The sequence below is a fragment of the Streptomyces sp. NPDC093261 genome, assembly GCF_044753645.1.
Lineage (GTDB): Bacteria > Actinomycetota > Actinomycetes > Streptomycetales > Streptomycetaceae > Streptomyces.
In genome coordinates this window covers 60,380-76,435 of sequence record NZ_JBIVNO010000022.1, presented here as the reverse complement: position 1 = coordinate 76,435, position 16,056 = coordinate 60,380, and the positions used below count along the sequence as shown (strand labels likewise).

Genomic DNA, 16,056 nt, shown 5'->3' with positions numbered 1-16,056 from the left:
TCAGAACTCCCCCGTCCGATCGGTTCGCAGCCTCTCCAGGACCAGCAGCGCCACCGCGCACACCACCATCAGGATCGTCGAAAGGGCCATCGCCTGGCCGTAGTTGAGGTCGCCGGGCCGTGCGAGCAGCCGCGCCACCGCGACGGGCAGCGTGGGGTTGTCGGGCCGGGCGATGAACACGGTCGCCCCGAACTCGCCCAGGGAGACGGCGAACGCGAACCCGGCCGCGATCAGCAGCGCCCGCCGCACGATCGGCAGGTCGACCTCCCGCCACACCCGCCAGGGCGAGGCCCCGAGCACGGTCGCCGCCTCCCGCAGCCGCTCGTCCACGGCGCGCAGCACGGGCAGCATGGTGCGTACGACGAAGGGGGCGCCCACCAGCGCCTGCGCGAGCGGCACCAGGATCCAGGAACCGCGCAGATCCAGCGGCGGCTTGTCCAGCGAGATCAGGAACCCGAAGCCGACGGTCACGGCGGACACGCCCAGCGGCAGCATCAGCAGCGCGTCGAGGCCCCTCACCAGGCGGCCGGCGTCCCGGCGGGCGAGGGCCGCGGCGGCGAGGGAGCCGATCAGCACGGCGATGACGGTGGCGGCGACGGCGTAGGCGAGCGAGTTGCCGATCGCGTTGATCGGCGCGACGAGGAAGGTCCCGTCGTCCGAGTGCGTCAGGGCCTCGTAGTACGCGAACCCGGGTGCGTCCAGCGACCGGCCGACGAGCACGGCGAGCGGCAGGACGAGCAGCACGGCGACGGTGGCGAGGACCGAGCCGAGCAGCGCCCACTGGCCCGCCCCGCGCGGCCTGCGCGCCGTGCGGGACGCATCCACCAGCCGTAGCGCGCTCTCCCGGCGGCGCACGCTCCAGGCGTGCACCCCGAGGATCGCGCCCACCGCCACGAACTGCACGATCGTCAGCACGGCGGCCGTGGACAGGTCGAAGATCTCCGAGGTCTGCCGGTAGATCTCCACCTCCAAAGTGGAGAAGGTGGGGCCGCCCAGGATCTGCACCACACCGAACGAGGTGAAGGTGAACAGGAAGACCATGAGGGCGGCGGCGGCCACGGCCGGACCGAGGGCGGGCAGCGTCACCGTCCGCCAGGCCGCGGCGCGGGAGGCGCCGAGCACCCGTGCGGCCTCCTCCTGGCGCGGGTCGAGCTGCGCCCACAGACCGCCGACCGTGCGAACGACGACCGCGTAGTTGAAGAAGACATGCGCGAGCAGGATCGCCCACACGGTCGTGTCGAGGCGGACGCCCCACAGGTCGTCGAGAAGCCCGCCGCGGCCGACGAGCGCCAGGAAGGCCGTGCCGACGACCACCGTGGGCAGTACGAACGGGACGGTGACGACCGCGCGGAGTACCTGCTTGCCGGGGAAGTCCAGACGGGCGAGGACATAGGCCCCGGGCATCGCCACCAGCAGTGTGAGAGCGGTGGAGGCGAGAGCCTGCCAGGTCGTGAACCACAGCACATGCCGGATGTCGGCCTGGGCGAGCACCTCCGTCAGGCGCCCGAGGCGCCACACCCCGTCGACGCGCAGACCGCGGGCGACGATCGCGGCGACGGGGTAGGCGAAGAAGACCCCGAAGAACACGACGGGCAGGGCCATCAGCCCGAAGCGCGCGGCCCCGCCCCGGTTCGCCCGGTTCCTCGGGGCTACTTCAGTACGAGCGACGTCCACGACCTGACCCACTGGTCACGGTTGGCGGCTATCTTCGCCGGGGCCATGGTCTCGGGGTCCTTGGCCGCGGGCCCGTACGCGGTGAACTCGGCGGGCACCCGCGCACCCTGCACGACCGGGTAGACGTACATGTTGAGCGGCATGTCCTCCTGGAACCTCCGGCTGATCAGGAAGTCGAGGAACGCCTTGGCGCCCTTGGGGTTGTGAGCGTTGCTCAGCAGACCCGCGAACTCGATCTGGCGGAAGCAGGTGCCCGTCGTGACGCCGGTCGGCGCGGTCGTGGGCCGCGGCTTGGCGTAGACGACCTCTGCGGGCGGGGAGGAGGCGTAGGAGACGACCAGCGGCCGGTCGCCTCCCGCCTTGCGGCCCGCGGCCGAACCGGAGAACTCCTGCTCGTATGCCTGCTCCCAGCCGTCGACCACCTTCACACCGTTGTCCTTGAGCCTCTTCCAGTAGTCCTGCCAGCGGTTGTCGCCGTACCGGGCGGCGGTGCCGAGCAGGAAGCCGAGGCCCGGGGAGGACGTGGCGGCGTTCTCGGTGACGAGGAGGTCTTTGTAGGCGGGCTTGGTGAGGTCGTCGAGGGAGGCAGGCGGGGCGAGCTTGTGGTCGGCGAAGTACTTCTTGTCGTAGTTGACGCAGATGTCGCCGTAGTCGATCGGGGTGACCCGGTGCCTGTCCTTGTCGAGTTGGTACTGCGCGCCGACCCGGTCGAGGCCCTTGGCCGCGTACGGCTGGAACAGGCCGTTGTCGAGCGCCCGGGACAGCAGGGTGTTGTCGACGCCGAAGAGCACGTCGCCCTGGGGGTTGTCCTTGGTGAGGATCGCCTTGTTGACGGCCTGGCCCGCGTCGCCGTCGGTGAGGACCTTGACGTGGTAGCCGGACTCCTTCTCGAACGCCGCGATGACGCTCTTGGAGGCGGCCCACGACTCGTGGCTGACGAGGGTCACGGTCCTGGGATCGCCGCCGCTCCCGCCGGCGGGGCCGGACGATCCGCACGCGGACAGCGTGACCAGGCCCAGCCCGACGGCGACGGCCGCGAACTGCCTGCCGGTGATGCTCACTGAATTCCTCCTGGAGGTGACCAGGAAGAGACGCGGCCCCGCCCGGGAGCCCCGAAGGGTCCCGGGCAGGGCGCAACAGCTCGAGTGAAGACCGAACTCCCTACCCAGAATGACCTGGGCGAGGTTCAGAGGGTCTGCGGGCTCTCCCGCACTCTCAGCGCTGTGGCGCTCCCCTGTCGGAATATGAAGATATGGACGGCCTTCAGACTACCGCTCGGTGGCGGCCAGCTGACCACACGCTCCGTCGATCTCCTGGCCCCGGGTATCCCGGATGGTCACCGGCACCCCATGGGCGGCGATCGCCTCGACGAACGCCTTCTCGTCCTCGGGACGTGACGCGGTCCACCGGGAACCCGGCGTCGGGTTGAGCGGGATCAGATTGACGTGCACGGGCCTGCCCTTGAGCAGCCGGCCGAGCCGGTCACCGCGCCACGCCTGGTCGTTGATGTCCCGGATCAGGGCGTACTCGATGGACAGCCGGCGCCCGGACTTCTCGACGTACTCGAACCCGGCGTCGAGGACCTCCCGCACCTTCCACCGCGTGTTGACGGGCACGAGGGTGTCGCGCAACTCGTCGTCCGGCGCGTGCAGGGAGATGGCGAGGCGGCACTTGAAGCCCTCGTCGGCGAAGCGGTGGATGGCCGGCACCAGCCCGACGGTCGACACGGTGATCCCGCGCTGCGAGAGCCCGAGGCCGTCCGGAGCGGGGTCGGTCAGGGCGCGGATGGCGCCGACGACGCGCTTGTAGTTGGCGAGGGGCTCGCCCATGCCCATGAAGACGATGTTGGACAGCCGCGCCGGTCCGCCGGGGATCTCGCCGTCGCGCAGCGCCCGCATGCCGTCCACGATCTGGTGCACGATCTCCGCGGTGGACAGGTTGCGGTCGAGGCCGGCCTGACCGGTGGCACAGAAGGGGCAGTTCATACCGCAGCCCGCCTGGGAGCTGATGCACATCGTGACCCGGTCCGGGTAGCGCATGAGCACGGACTCCACCAGCGTCCCGTCGAAGAGCCGCCACAACGTCTTGCGGGTGGTGTCCTGGTCGGTCGACAGATGCCGTACGACCGTCATCAGCTCCGGGAGCAGCACCTCCTGGAGCCGGGCGCGCGAGGAGGCGGGGATGTCGGTCCACTGCTCCGGGTCGTGCGAGAACCGCGCGAAGTAGTGCTGCGAGAGCTGCTTGGCGCGGAACGGCTTCTCACCGACCGCGGCGACCGCCTCCTTGCGCTCGGCGGGCGTGAGATCGGCAAGATGCCGCGGCGGGGTCTTGGCTCCGCGCGGCGCGACGAAAGTGAGTTCTCCGGGCTTGGGCATGGTCCTACCAGTGTCGCAGATCCATTCGTGTGGCCCGGGGGCCAAGCCCGGCGGGGAGGGGGCCGGCCGGGCAACGGTTAACGGCCGCGTGGGGGCCGAACGCCGAGGGGCCCGCCGTCCTGTGGACGACGGCCCCTCGGCGAGCGGACCGCTCGGCAGCGGCACGGGAAACGATCCCTCAGCCGCTCCCGACGAAAAGCACGAGCAGCAGCCAGACCACCGGAGCGGTCGGCAGCAGTGAGTCGAGCCGGTCCATGATGCCGCCGTGGCCCGGAAGCAGCGTGCCCATGTCCTTGATGCCCAGGTCACGCTTGATCATGGACTCGCCCAGGTCGCCCAGCGTGGCGCTGGCGGCGACCGCGAGACCCAGCAGCAGGCCCTGCCACCACGAGCCGTCGTGGATCAGATACTGCATGCACAGCGCGCCCGCGCCCATGGCGAAGGTCACCGCACCGACGAGGCCCTCGCGGGTCTTCCCGGGGCTGATGCGCGGAGCGAGCTTGTGGCTGCCGAACCGCCAGCCGACCGCGTAGGCGCCGGTGTCGCTGACGACCGTCAGCAGCAGGAAGGTCAGCACGCGCTGCGGGCCGTCGTCGGCCGTCAGCATCATGGCGACGAACGTCGCCAGAAACGGAACGTAGAACGCCGCGAAGACACCCGCCGTGACGTCCTTGAGATAGCCGTCCGGGGGTTCCGTCATACGCCAGAGCAGGACCGCGAGCGCGGTGAGTGCCATCGCCACCCAGGCGCCCTCAGTGCCCCGCACATACCCGGCCACGACCATCGCCGCACCGCCGACCGCGAGCGGCACGAGGGGCGCCTTGATGCCCTTGCGCTCCTCCAGCCGCTTCGTCAGCTCCCACAGGCCCACCACGACGGCGACCGCGACGACACCGACGAACACGGCCTTCACGATGAACAACGACACGACGATCACCACGCCGAGCCCGACGCCGACCCCTATGGCCGCGCCCAGGTCACGGCCCGCGCTCTTCTTCTGCGGTGCGGGCGCCGGCTGCTGGGCGTCGGGCATGGGCTCCGGATTCTGCGAGGCCGCCCAGTGGGACGGCGCCTGCGGCTGGTCGTCGCGGAACAAGGGGCCGCTCAGCCGAGCGGCCCCCCGGTCGTCATCCTGGTCTCCGCCTTGGGCGGGCACCTCGGGCACGATGGGCACAGGGCGAGTCTGCTGGGCGTCATGCGCATCGTACGCGGGACCCGCCGGACCGGTCCGCTGGGCCGATCCGGCGTCGCTGGGCCCCCGGTACCCGGCCTGTGGCGGCGCCCCCCAGGAAGAGTCGTTCATCAGACCTCGAGGAGCTCCGCTTCCTTGTGCTTGAGCAGCTCGTCCACCTGCGCGACGTACTTCGCGGTGGTGTCGTCGAGCTCCTTCTCCGCACGGCGGCCCTCGTCCTCGCCGACCTCGCCGTCCTTGACGAGCTTGTCGATGGCGTCCTTGGCCTTGCGGCGCACGGAGCGGATCGCGACCTTGGCGTCCTCGCCCTTGCCCTTGGCGACCTTGATGTACTCGCGGCGCCGCTCCTCGGTGAGCTCGGGGAACACCACGCGGATGATGTTGCCGTCATTGCTCGGGTTGACGCCCAGGTCGGAGTCGCGGATCGCCTGCTCGATGTTGCGCAGCGCGCTCTTGTCGAACGGCGTCACCACGGCCATGCGCGGCTCCGGCACCGAGAACGAGGCCAGCTGGTTGATCGGCGTCGGTGCGCCGTAGTAGTCGGCCACGATCTTGTTGAACATCGCCGGGTGCGCACGACCGGTGCGGATCGCGGCGAAGTCCTCCTTGGCGACCACGACGGCCTTCTCCATCTTCTCCTCGGCCTCGAGGAGGGTCTCTTCGATCACCACTTGCTCCTGCGTGTCTTGAGTAGGCCCGGCAGCTGTCACTCGTCGGTCCGCGGCCGGCTGCGTCGCGTCTTCTTCCTGCACGGTTCCGGACCGGCAGGTCATTGTCCATCCCCCGGTCAGGGCCCGCCGCCCGGACGGAACCCCCGACCGGTCGGCGTCCGGTCAGCCCCGGCTGCCTTGCTCCCCCACGAGTGTGCCGATCTTCTCACCCTTCACGGCCCGTGCGATATTGCCCTCCGCCAGCAGCTCGAAGACAAGGATGGGCAGCTTGTTGTCCCGGCACAGCGTGATGGCGGTCATGTCGGCGACCTTGAGGTCACGGGTGATGACCTCGCCGTAGCTGAGCGAGTCGAACTTGACGGCCTCGGGGTTGGTCTTCGGGTCGGAGTCGTAGACCCCGTCCACGCCGTTCTTGCCCATGAGCAGGGCCTCGGCGTCGATCTCCAGGGCGCGCTGGGCGGCGGTCGTGTCGGTCGAGAAGTACGGCATGCCCATTCCGGCGCCGAAGATGACCACGCGGCCCTTCTCCAGATGGCGCACGGCACGCAGCGGGATGTACGGCTCGGCGACCTGGCCCATGGTGATCGCGGTCTGCACGCGCGAGTCGATGCCCTCCTTCTCCAGGAAGTCCTGGAGAGCCAGGCAGTTCATGACCGTGCCGAGCATGCCCATGTAGTCGGAGCGGGCCCGGTCCATGCCCCGCTGCTGGAGTTCGGCGCCGCGGAAGAAGTTGCCGCCGCCGATGACGACGGCGATCTGGGATCCGTCGCGCACCACAGCCGCGATCTCACGGGCGATGGCGTGCACCACGTCCGGGTCGACGCCGAGTCCGGTGCCGCCGGAGAACGCCTCTCCGGACAGTTTCAGCAGAAACCGGCCGCGTACTTTGCCGTCGTCGCTCTTCTCGGCCTTGGTGGTCATTGAGATCCCGCCTCTTTCACGTGTTGCACATACGAAGAAGGCCATTGCCGATGGGGTGTGTTTCGCATCCCATAAGCGGCAATGGCCTCCTCGTCATATCTGCGTCCGTCACGCGCGCGTGCGGGACGGCACACGCGCATGACGCGGACGACTGCTTTCGACCTTCGACCCTATCCGGGTCTCCTGTCGATCGCGGTACGGACTCAGATGCCGACCTTGATGCGCGTGAAGCGCTTCAGGGTGACACCCGCCTCCTCCAAAACCTTCTGGACGGACTTCTTGTTGTCCAGCGCGTACGGCTGGCCGAGCAGCGTGGCGTCCTTGAAGAAGCCGTTCAGACGACCCTCGACGATCTTGGCGATCGCGGCCTCGGGCTTGCCCTCGGCGCGGGTGGTCTCCTCGGCGATGCGGCGCTCGGACTCGACGACCTCGGCCGGGATGTCCTCCTGGGAGAGGTACTTCGGCGCGAAGGCGGCGATGTGCTGGGCGACGCCCTTGGCGACCTCGGCGTTCGGCTTGTCCAGCTCGACGAGCACACCGATCTGCGGCGGCAGGTCGGGCATCGTGCGGTGCATGTACGCCGTGACGAAACCGTCGGAGAACTGCGCGAAGCGGTCCAGGACGATCTTCTCGCCGAGGTTGGCGTTGGCCTCGTCCACGAACGCCTGGACGGTCTTGCCGGGCTCGATCTCGGAGCCGAGCAACGCCTCGAGGTCGGCCGGGGAGGTCTTGGCGACGTGCTCGGCGATCGCCTGGGCGACGGCCTGGAACTTCTCGCCCTTGGCGACGAAGTCCGTCTCGCACTTCAGCTCGACAAGGACACCGGAGGAGTTGTCGTCGGCGATGATGGAGACCACGGCGCCGTTCTCGGCGGAGCGGCCCTCGCGCTTGGCGACGCCCTTCTGGCCCTTGATGCGGAGCGCTTCGACGGCCTTCTCGACGTTGCCCTCGGCCTCGTCCAGCGCCTTCTTGCAGTCCATCATGCCGGCGCCGGTCAGCTCACGGAGCTTCTTGACGTCGGCGGCGGTGTAGTTCGCCATGATCTGTGAATCTCTTCTCGGAGTTCGAAGTCTCGAAGTCGGTGGCCGCCACGACTCGTGCGGGCGGCCACCAAAGATCTACGGGCTACGAAGATCTAAGGGCTGCGGGTGAACGGCGGATGGCGCGATCGGCGCCACCCGCCCTCACATCAGCCGAACGGCCCTGAGGTCAGGCCTGCTCGCCCTCGGCGGCCGGCGCCTCAGCGGCCGGCGCCTCAGCGGCCGGCGCCTCGGCGGCAGCAGCCTCGGCCTCGGCCGGGGCAGCCTCCTCGGTCTCCGCCTTCTTCTCACCCTCGAGCAGGTCACGCTCCCACTCGGCGAGCGGCTCGCCCGCGGCCTTCTCGCCCTTGCCCTCGGCGGCGACGCCGGAACGGGCGATGAGGCCCTCGGCGACGGCGTCGGCGATCACACGGGTGAGCAGGGTGACGGAGCGGATCGCGTCGTCGTTGCCCGGGATCTTGTAGTCGACCTCGTCGGGGTCGCAGTTGGTGTCGAGGATGGCGACGACCGGGATGTTGAGCTTGCGGGCCTCGCCGACCGCGATGTGCTCCTTCTTGGTGTCCACGATCCAGACGGCGCTCGGCACCTTCTGCATCTCGCGGATACCGCCGAGGGTCTTCTCCAGCTTGGCCTTCTCACGGGAGAGGACCAGGAGCTCCTTCTTGGTCAGACCGGAGGAGGCGACGTCCTCGAAGTCGATCTGCTCGAGCTCCTTCAGGCGCTGCAGACGCTTGTAGACGGTCGAGAAGTTGGTGAGCATGCCACCCAGCCAGCGCTGGTTCACGTACGGCATGCCGACGCGGGTGGCCTGCTCGGCGATGGCCTCCTGCGCCTGCTTCTTCGTGCCGACGAACATGACGGTGCCGCCGTGGGCGACGGTCTCCTTGACGAACTCGTAGGCGCGGTCGATGTACGACAGCGACTGGAGCAGGTCGATGATGTAGATGCCGTTGCGCTCGGTGAAGATGAAGCGCTTCATCTTCGGGTTCCAGCGACGGGTCTGGTGACCGAAGTGGACGCCGCTCTCCAGCAGCTCCCGCATCGTGACGACGGCCATGGCCGTTCTCCTTGAGTTTTCTCGGTTGTGCCGCGGGTGCCGGATGGCACTCGCGCCTGACGCCCGCGATGCGCCGTGCCGCGAAGGACCGAGGAGCGCTGACACCGGCCGGTGATGGCCTGGTGTCGGGGCGTGCGAAGTCGACCCGGTGACCCGGATCGCCACAAGAAGTGTACGGGACCGGCGGAGCCGCGGGTGACGCCGCTGTCCACAACCGCCCGGTTGTCCACAGATCCCGCCGTGATCGCCCGTTCTGCGGGACGGTACTCCCATGCGAGTTGAACGAGCTGTACGGCGGTGGTCCGCGGCCCTGCTGGCGGGGGCGGTGGGCGTGGCGGTCCCTGTCTCGCGGGTGGGGGTAGAGGCCTCCGCCGCGGGGGCGGGATTACAGGCCTCCGCCGCAGGGGCGGGGTTACAGGCCTCCGCGGCGCGGGCGGGGAGACAGACCCCCGTGGCGCGGGCGGGCCCAGGGACCTCTGTGGCGTGGGCGGGCGCATGGCGCCGTTCGGATCCGGCCATGGGGGATGCGCCCGGCCCCGACCGGGCGGTGCCGGCCGTCGCCCGTCTGTGGCCGGTGGGGGTCCACCCGCTGGTCCTACGGGCCTGGGAGCCGCCCGCGACGCCCTACGGGCCCGGACACCGGGGCGTGGACCTGGCGGCGGCTCCGGGCGACCCGGTGCGGGCGGTGGCCGCCGGGCGGGTCGCCTTCGCAGGACGGGTGGCGGGCCGGGGCGTCCTCTCCGTGGACCTGGCGGGAACGGGCACGCCACCGCTGCGGACGACCTACGAGCCGGTAAGGGCATCGGTGCGCACGGGCGACACGGTCCGGCCGGGGCAGGTGCTGGGCGTGCTGGAACCGTCGGCCGCCCACTGCGCGGGATCGTGCCTGCACTGGGGGCTGCGCAGAGGGGAGACGTATCTGGATCCGCTCTCTGTGCTGCCGCCCTGGCTGCTGCGCGTGGGGCCGTCCCGGCTGCTGCCGGTGGAGGGGGTGCCTTTGCCGTAGGTGGGGGTTGGGGGGCTTGGGTGGGAGGGGTGGGGGAGGGAGGGGGGCTGCCCCCGGGGGCAGGAATCAGCCCCGGACGCCCCGCAGGGCCATGGCGACCGCCGCCTCGGTGATGGCGGCCGGGTCCTCCGCGGCGCCCAACTCGATGCGCCGTACCGCCGCGTCGACCACGCCCTGGAGCAGCATCGCCGTGAGCCGGGGCTCGTCGTGCCCCATCGCGCCGAGCGTGTCGGCGATCATCGTCACGAGCCCGCCGTGCGCCGCGCGGATCTTCTCGCGTGCCCCGGCGTCGAGTTCGCTCGCCGAGATGGCGACCACGGCGCGGTGGCGCCGGTCCCCCACCAGCGCCAGTTGCTGCCGTACATACGCCTCGATCTTCGCCTCGGGACCGTCCGCCGCGAGCATGGCCGCCTCGACCTCCGCCGCCCAGACGGGGAAGTCGACCGCGCACAGCTCTTCGACGACGGCGGCGCGGGAGCGGAAGTACTCGTACACGGAGGACCGCGCGAGGCCCGTTCGCTCGGCGAGCGCCGGGAACGTCAGCGCCTCCGTACCGCCTTCGGACAGGAGGAATCGCGCCGCATCCAGCAAGGCGGCTCGCTGCATCGACCGGTGCTCGGCCACGGAGGCCGCTCGAATCCTTGGCACGTCAACCACTGTACGGACGCAGTGCCGCCCGCGGGAGTCACTCACCGGTGCGCGCCGCTCGCCTGGACCGCTCGTCCCCCGTGCGCCGGTCCCGGGCTGCGCGTGCCCGGCGCACACCACCGGCCCGAACCGCCGCGCCACCGTGCCCGCACGCCCGGCCCGCGCCACCGCGCCCACCGGCGGTCGCCCGGTCGCCGGCGGTCGGCGGCTGCCGCGCCGGGTCACCGCCCCGCGTCAGCGCCCGAAGCCGGCCAGCTTGGCCCGTAGCTGGAGGACGGACTTCGTGTGGATCTGGCTGACCCGGCTCTCGGTCACCCCGAGCACATTGCCGATCTCGGCGAGCGTGAGTCCCTCGTAGTAGTAGAGCGTCACCACGGTCTTCTCCCGTTCGGGCAGCGTGTTGATCGCCCGCGCGAGGAACCGCCGCAGCTCCCGGTCCTCGGCCACCTCCACCGGGTTGTCCGCGGCGGTGTCCTCCAGGGTGTCCATCAGGCTGAGCCGGTCGCCGCCCTCGCCGCCGACGTGCAGCAGTTCCTCCAGGGCCACCACGTTGGCCAGCGACAGCTGGCTGAAGACGGCGTGCAGGTCCTCGACGCCGATGCCCATCTCGGCGGCCACCTCCCCCTCGGAGGGGGTTCGGCGCAGGCGCGCCTCCAGGGTGGCGTAGGCCCGCTCGACGCTGCGCGCCTTCTGCCGGACCGAGCGGGGGATCCAGTCCAGCGCGCGCAGCTCGTCGATCATCGCGCCGCGGATCCGTGTGATCGCGTATGTCTCGAACTTGATCTCCCGGTCGATGTCGAACTTCTCGATCGCGTCGATCAGCCCGAAGACCCCGGAGGACACGAAGTCCGCCTGCTCCACGTTGGCCGGCAGGCCCACGCTCACCCGTCCCGCGACGTACTTCACCAACGGCGAGTAGTGCAGGATCAGCTGCTCCCGCAGCCGCTCGTCCCCCGTCTCCTTGTACGACCGCCACAGCTCGTCGAGCGTCGAGGGAGCGGGCGGGCGCACGCTGCCGCCGTCACGGGCGGCTGGGGGGTGCGCCGCCCGGTCTGACCCGGAGGTGTGCTGGGGCATTCGTCGCCTTGTGCCGTTCTGCCGTGGACTGGGGATACCTGGGTGAGCTGTCGGTCTGATGTCGAGATGCCTTCTGAGTCGGGATCCTCGTGAGCGTAGCGTGACTGTGGTGTCGCAGTGTGCGAAGGGCAAGGCATCACCCGTGTGCGAACGGGTGTGGTGGGACCCCTGCCGCGGCCACGGTCGTCGCCCTGAGTGATCGCCGGAAAGGGTCAACTGGTGGAATTGCCAAGGGCATCGGGGGGTCGCCCGGACGGCCGAACACCCTCGGTCAACACTGACCGTGATCTTGTCGGACCGACGTGACCGCCTGGCGTGTCAACTTCCAGCCATCGCCGTGTCGTTCGACGAATCCAAGTGATCGGAGTTCGTACAGTCTCCCGACCGCGTCGTCCTCGGTGGTCTGCGCGCCGCACGCGACCTCGCCCGCCGAGGCCGTTCCGTGCCCGGGGAGCGCTGCCAGAACCCGCCGGGCGGCCGGTTCCAGCAGGTCGCGGGGAAGCACCGGGCCGCGCCGGTCCGGTGCCAGCTCTCCGATGCCGCCCACGAGGTCGATGACGTCGGCGGCGTCCGTGACCAGCACTGCCTCACCGCGCAGTAGCTCGTGGACTCCGGCGGACAGTCCGCTGGTGGCCGGTCCCGGCACCCCCATGGTGAAGCGGCCCAGCCGCTGCGCCGCCCGCGCGGTGACGAGTGAGCCGCTGCGATGGGCGGCCTCGACGACCACGGTGCCGCGGGTGAGGGCGGCGATGACCCGGTTGCGTACGAGGAATCTGCTGGGGGTGGGATGGTCCCCGGGCGGCAGTTCCCCGATGACGAGGCCCTGCTCGGCGATTCTGGTGATCAGGCCGGTGTGGCCGCGTGGATAGGGCCGGTCGACGCCGCAGGCGAGCACGGCGACGGTGGCGCCCGAGGCGCCGAGCGCTCCGCGGTGCGCGGCCCCGTCGATGCCGTAGGCGCCGCCCGACACCACGACCCAGCCGCGCTCCGCGAGGCCGGCGGAGAGGGTGGCCGCCATATGGGCGCCGTACTCGGTGCAGGCACGGGCGCCGATGACCGCGACGGACCGCAGGGCCCACAGCCGCAGACCGGGCTGCCCGCGCACCCACAGCCCGATGGGCCGGGCGTCCCCGAGGTCGTCGAGCTGGGCCGGCCACTCGGCGCCGCCGGGGCACAGGAACCGCACTCCGGCCGCTTCGGCGGCCGCCCGGTCGCGCTCCGGGTCGGCCCGCCGTGCCCGCGCCAGCAGCCCCGCCCACCGCTTCTCGGACACCCCGGGCAGCCGCGCCCCCGTGTCGCGCAGGCGCCGGGCCACCTCCTCGACTCCGAATTCCCGCAGCCACCGTCCGGCCACCTCGTCACCGGGCTCGACGACGCGGGTGAGGAAGATTCGGGCGAGGTGTTCCCCGTCCGGGGCGCCGTGCGCGCTCATGTCGGCGTCCCCAGGGCCATGGGCACGCCCCGCGGCACTCCGGTGCGCAGTTGCAGCGCCAGTGCGACGTCCGCGGCGTCCGGCCGGGTGTGGCCCACGAGGTCGGCGATGGTCCAGGCGACCCGCAGCACGCGGTCCAGTCCCCGGGCGGTGAGCATGCCGCGCTCCATGCTGCGCTCGGCCTCGTCCATGGCGCCGCTCGCGGCCTGCCAGCGGGTGCGCAGTTCCCGGCCCGGCACTTCGCTGTTGGTGCGCCAGGGGGTGCCCGCGAGCCGTGCCGCCGTCCTCTCCCGGGCCTCGCGTACCCGGTCGGCCACGGTGGCGGTGGATGCGCCGCCGGCGCCGCGCCCGGTGAGTTGGGCGCGGTTGACCGGGTCCACCTCGACTCGGAGGTCGACCCGGTCCAGGAGCGGGCCGGAGAGCCGGGCCTGGTAGCGGCGGATCGCCGAGGGCGGGCATTCGCACTGGTTGTCGCGGGGCGAGAAGCGGCCGCAGGGGCAGGGGTTGGCGGCGAGGATCATCTGGAATCTGGCCGGGAACCGTACGACGCCCGCGCTGCGGGCGATCACGACGTGTCCCGCCTCCAGCGGCTGGCGCAGCGCGTCGAGGGCGTGGCTGCTGAATTCCGGCGCCTCGTCCAGGAAGAGGATTCCTCGGTGGGAGAGCGACACGGCGCCCGGGCGGGCGATGCCGGGACCGCCGCCGACGAGTGCCTGCATGGTGGCCGAGTGGTGGGGGGCGCAGTAAGGGGCGATGTCGATCAGGGGTTTGTCCGCGGGGAGCAGTCCGGCCACCGAGTGCACCGCGGTGACCTCCAGTGACTCCTGTCTGGTGAGTTTCGGCAGGATGGCGGGGAGCCGCTCCGCCAGCATCGTCTTCCCGGCGCCGGGTGGCCCTTCGAGGAAGAGATGGTGTCCGCCCGCCGCGGCCACCTCCACCGCTGTGCGCGCGGAGATCTGGCCCACGACGTCGGCGAGGTCGGGGCCTTGGTCGTGGTGCGTGGCGCCCACGCTGTGCATGCCTGTGGCCGCGCCGGTGCCGGGCACGCGCAGGCCGGCGAGGAGGGGATCCGGGCGGCCGTGTTCGTCGGGTTCCTCCTCGGGCACGGGTTCGTCGGTGAGGACGGCGATCAGCTGGCGCAGGGTGCGGACGCCGAGTACGGAGACGCCGGGGACGAGCGAGGCCTCGGCGGCCGCGCACTCGGGTACGACCACCTGCTCGTATCCCGCGTCCGCGGCGGCGAGTACGGCCGGCAGGATGCCGCGTACGGGCCGGACGCGTCCGTCGAGGCCCAGTTCGCCGATCATCACGATGTCGGCGAGCACGCGGGGGTCGATGCGTTCCTCGGCGCCGAGGACGGCGCAGGCGACGGCGAGGTCGAAGCCGCTGCCGGCTTTCGGCACGGAGGCCGGGCTCAGTCCCACGGTGAGTTTCTTGGACGGCCAGGACGCGCCGGAGTTCACCACGGCCGCCCGCACCCGGTCCCGGCTCTCGGTGAGGCTCTTGTCCGGGAGGCCGACCAGGGTGAACGCGGCCACGCCGGGTTCGAGGTCCGCCTGGACCTCGACGACCACGCCCTCGACGCCGACCAGTGCCACGGCGCAGGTACGCGCGAAGCCCATCACGCCACCCCCCGTGCGTGTTCGACCACGGGTGCGCCGCGCTCGGGCAGCAGGACTCCGACGATGTCGACGCGCACCCCGCCCGGGGGTGCTCCGCCGTGGCCCTGGATCCAGCGTTCGGCGAGATCGCGCAGCCGGCCCGCCTTCGTCGCGGTGACGGCTGCCATGGGGTGCTGGAAGGAGCCGCCCCGGCGGGTCTTCACCTCGCAGACCACGAGCACGTCGCCGTCCCTGGCGACGATGTCGATCTCACCGCTCCGGCCGCAGCGCCAGTTGCGCTCCAGGACCGTCATCCCGGCCGCGGACAGCCGTCGGGCGGCCAGTTCCTCTCCGTACCTGCCCAGGGCACTGCGTGCCTGATGTGTGTTCATGTCGGCACCACCTCCGGCGCCAACCGTCACGTATCAGGCTTCTCGCTGTGGATCTTGGTGGACAGAGCGGTGGTTGTGGACAACTCCGTCCCCCGGGCGGGTGACGGAGTGCTGTCGGTCACCCGCCGGGCAGCTCCAGATCGGTCTTGTTCAGCTCCTCGATGTTCACGTCCTTGAACGTGAGGACGCGTACCTGCTTGACGAAGCGTGCGGGCCGGTACATGTCCCAGACCCAGGCGTCCGCCATGGACACCTCGAAGAACACCTCGCCCTGGACCGAGTGCACCTGCATCTCGTAGTCGTTGGTGAGGTAGAAGCGCCGCTCGGTCTCGATCACGAATTTGAACAGACCGACGACATCGCGGTACTCCCGGTAGAGCTTCAGCTCCATCTCGGTCTCGTACTTCTCGAGGTCCTCGGCGCTCATGGCATGTTCCCCTTCAGCCGTGCGGTCCCACCATTGTGCGCCAGTCCCGTGAGCCCCTAGACGATTTCGGTGTCGAGGACTTCGGGATTGGCCGGGGGACCTTCGTCGAGCAGCCTTCGGAGCAGCTCGGCGAGTCTCGTGGGATACACCGTCTCATGCGACTCGGCCAGTTCCCCGCACGTCCACCACCGTGCTCCGGCGACACTGCGTTTTTCCAGCTCCGTCAGGGCCTGCGCGTCCGTAACGGTCTGGGCCGTACGGGCCAGGTAGTACCACTCGTCCTGGTTCCAGCGGCGGCCCGCGAACGGGAAGGAGCACATGCGCCGCCACAGCACCGGGCCCAGCTCGACGTCCGTGATGCCGGTCTCCTCGGCCAGCTCCCGCAGTGCCGCCTGCTCACGGGTCTCGTCGCCCTCCACGCCGCCTCCGGGCGTGAACCACCAGTCGTCGGCCGGATCGTCCGGCTCGTGCCCGTGCAGCAGCAGAATGCGCTCCCTGGGGTCGAGGAGCACCACCCGGGCCACCTTCCGCAGGTCGCCCTCC

At 70.8% G+C, this 16,056-nt stretch carries 16 protein-coding genes and 1 riboswitch; of the genes, 1 reads left to right on the top strand and 15 read right to left on the bottom strand.

Features of this window, described 5'->3' with window-relative positions; genetic code table 11:
- From ACIP94_RS32530 to rpsB, 8 genes are all read right to left on the bottom strand, one after another.
- Positions 1 to 1,674, bottom strand: a complete 1,674-nt coding sequence (locus ACIP94_RS32530; protein ID WP_402433742.1) for an ABC transporter permease — start codon at positions 1,672 to 1,674, stop codon at positions 1 to 3.
- Positions 1,650 to 2,729: a thiamine ABC transporter substrate binding subunit gene (locus ACIP94_RS32525; RefSeq protein WP_402433855.1), complete on the bottom strand. Its 1,080-nt coding sequence runs from the start codon at positions 2,727 to 2,729 to the stop codon at positions 1,650 to 1,652. Before ACIP94_RS32525 ends, ACIP94_RS32530 begins: the two co-directional genes overlap by 25 nt.
- An 85-nt stretch (positions 2,730 to 2,814) precedes the next feature.
- Positions 2,815 to 2,920: riboswitch (TPP riboswitch) on the bottom strand.
- Between the two features lie 22 nt (positions 2,921 to 2,942).
- Positions 2,943 to 4,049, bottom strand: coding sequence for a 23S rRNA (adenine(2503)-C(2))-methyltransferase RlmN (gene rlmN / locus ACIP94_RS32520; RefSeq protein WP_402433739.1), 1,107 nt, complete (start codon positions 4,047 to 4,049; stop codon positions 2,943 to 2,945).
- Positions 4,050 to 4,227: 178 nt separating this feature from the next.
- Complete coding sequence (locus ACIP94_RS32515; RefSeq protein WP_402433736.1) at positions 4,228 to 5,352, bottom strand: phosphatidate cytidylyltransferase; 1,125 nt, start codon at positions 5,350 to 5,352, stop codon at positions 4,228 to 4,230.
- Complete coding sequence (gene frr, locus ACIP94_RS32510; RefSeq protein WP_059129097.1) at positions 5,352 to 5,909, bottom strand: ribosome recycling factor; 558 nt, start codon at positions 5,907 to 5,909, stop codon at positions 5,352 to 5,354. The genes ACIP94_RS32515 and frr overlap by 1 nt, the downstream gene beginning before the upstream one ends.
- A gap of 165 nt (positions 5,910 to 6,074) precedes the next feature.
- Positions 6,075 to 6,833 carry a UMP kinase gene (pyrH, locus tag ACIP94_RS32505; protein WP_402433733.1) on the bottom strand — a complete coding sequence of 253 codons (759 nt, stop codon included), beginning with the start codon at positions 6,831 to 6,833 and terminating at the stop codon, positions 6,075 to 6,077.
- A 203-nt stretch (positions 6,834 to 7,036) separates the two neighbouring features.
- Complete coding sequence (gene tsf / locus ACIP94_RS32500) at positions 7,037 to 7,873, bottom strand: translation elongation factor Ts (RefSeq protein ID WP_402433730.1); 837 nt, start codon at positions 7,871 to 7,873, stop codon at positions 7,037 to 7,039.
- 169 nt (positions 7,874 to 8,042) lie between these two features.
- The gene (gene rpsB, locus ACIP94_RS32495; protein WP_402433727.1) at positions 8,043 to 8,930 is read right to left on the bottom strand and encodes a 30S ribosomal protein S2; all 888 of its coding nucleotides are present in this window, start codon (positions 8,928 to 8,930) and stop codon (positions 8,043 to 8,045) included.
- 517 nt (positions 8,931 to 9,447) lie between these two features.
- Here rpsB and ACIP94_RS32490 point away from each other — a divergent pair.
- Complete coding sequence (locus ACIP94_RS32490; protein ID WP_402433724.1) at positions 9,448 to 9,936, top strand: murein hydrolase activator EnvC family protein; 489 nt, start codon at positions 9,448 to 9,450, stop codon at positions 9,934 to 9,936.
- A 66-nt stretch (positions 9,937 to 10,002) separates the two neighbouring features.
- Here the strand turns inward: ACIP94_RS32490 and ACIP94_RS32485 are convergent, their stop codons facing one another.
- The 7 genes from ACIP94_RS32485 to ACIP94_RS32455 all read right to left on the bottom strand — a co-directional run bounded on the left by ACIP94_RS32485 (position 10,003) and on the right by ACIP94_RS32455 (position 16,046).
- On the bottom strand, positions 10,003 to 10,560 hold the full coding sequence (locus ACIP94_RS32485) for a TetR/AcrR family transcriptional regulator (RefSeq protein ID WP_402433852.1): 558 nt from the start codon (positions 10,558 to 10,560) through the stop codon (positions 10,003 to 10,005).
- A 258-nt stretch (positions 10,561 to 10,818) separates the two neighbouring features.
- Positions 10,819 to 11,661 (bottom strand): RNA polymerase sigma factor WhiG, encoded by an 843-nt coding sequence (gene whiG / locus ACIP94_RS32480; protein ID WP_402433722.1) that lies wholly within the window; start codon positions 11,659 to 11,661, stop codon positions 10,819 to 10,821.
- 271 nt (positions 11,662 to 11,932) lie between these two features.
- The gene (gene dprA / locus ACIP94_RS32475) at positions 11,933 to 13,093 is read right to left on the bottom strand and encodes a DNA-processing protein DprA (RefSeq protein ID WP_402433719.1); all 1,161 of its coding nucleotides are present in this window, start codon (positions 13,091 to 13,093) and stop codon (positions 11,933 to 11,935) included.
- On the bottom strand, positions 13,090 to 14,715 hold the full coding sequence (locus tag ACIP94_RS32470) for a YifB family Mg chelatase-like AAA ATPase (RefSeq protein ID WP_402433716.1): 1,626 nt from the start codon (positions 14,713 to 14,715) through the stop codon (positions 13,090 to 13,092). The genes dprA and ACIP94_RS32470 overlap by 4 nt, the downstream gene beginning before the upstream one ends.
- The gene (locus ACIP94_RS32465; RefSeq protein WP_402433713.1) at positions 14,715 to 15,086 is read right to left on the bottom strand and encodes a YraN family protein; all 372 of its coding nucleotides are present in this window, start codon (positions 15,084 to 15,086) and stop codon (positions 14,715 to 14,717) included. Before ACIP94_RS32465 ends, ACIP94_RS32470 begins: the two co-directional genes overlap by 1 nt.
- 118 nt (positions 15,087 to 15,204) lie before the next feature.
- Positions 15,205 to 15,513, bottom strand: a complete 309-nt coding sequence (locus ACIP94_RS32460; RefSeq protein ID WP_390744759.1) for a DUF2469 domain-containing protein — start codon at positions 15,511 to 15,513, stop codon at positions 15,205 to 15,207.
- Positions 15,514 to 15,569: 56 nt separating this feature from the next.
- Positions 15,570 to 16,046, bottom strand: coding sequence for an NUDIX hydrolase (locus tag ACIP94_RS32455; protein ID WP_402433849.1), 477 nt, complete (start codon positions 16,044 to 16,046; stop codon positions 15,570 to 15,572).
- Positions 16,047 to 16,056 lie beyond the last annotated feature (10 nt).